Source organism: Chromohalobacter sp. HP20-39, from assembly GCF_033052815.1.
Lineage (GTDB): Bacteria > Pseudomonadota > Gammaproteobacteria > Pseudomonadales > Halomonadaceae > Chromohalobacter.
Genome location: NZ_JAWHTP010000327.1, coordinates 1 through 342, shown reverse-complemented (window position 1 = coordinate 342; position 342 = coordinate 1). Strand labels below are relative to the sequence as shown.

General features: G+C 63.2%; 1 protein-coding gene and 1 pseudogene. Both read right to left on the bottom strand.

The window, feature by feature from the left end:
* Positions 1-148 (bottom strand): MerR family transcriptional regulator (locus tag RVY79_RS18220; protein ID WP_257662484.1); only part of this gene is annotated, 148 nt, incomplete at its 3' end.
* Positions 149-165: 17 nt separating this feature from the next.
* Positions 166-342 (bottom strand): annotated as a pseudogene (locus RVY79_RS18215) (mercuric reductase); the annotation flags it as partial.

Genomic DNA, 342 nt, shown 5'->3' with positions numbered 1-342 from the left:
GCCGTTGCAAGGCGGCGTCATCGAACAAGCCGTAGCCGCCTGGTGTGCACGCCACCGGGCGCAGCAATCCGCGCAGCAGGTAGTCGCGCACGATATGCACGCTCACCCCGGCATCAAGAGCCAGCCGGGACACCGTGTAGGCGTTCATTGAACACCTCCTTTTTCTCACCCGGCGCAGCAGGAAAGCTGCTTCACATCCTTGTTGAAGGTCTGCGCCGCGAGCTTCAACCCCTCGACCATCGTCAGGTAGGGGAACAACTGGTCGGCCAGTTCCTGCACCGTCATGCGGTTGCGAATGGCCAGAGCCGCCGTCTGGATCAGTTCACCCGCTTCCGGCGCGAC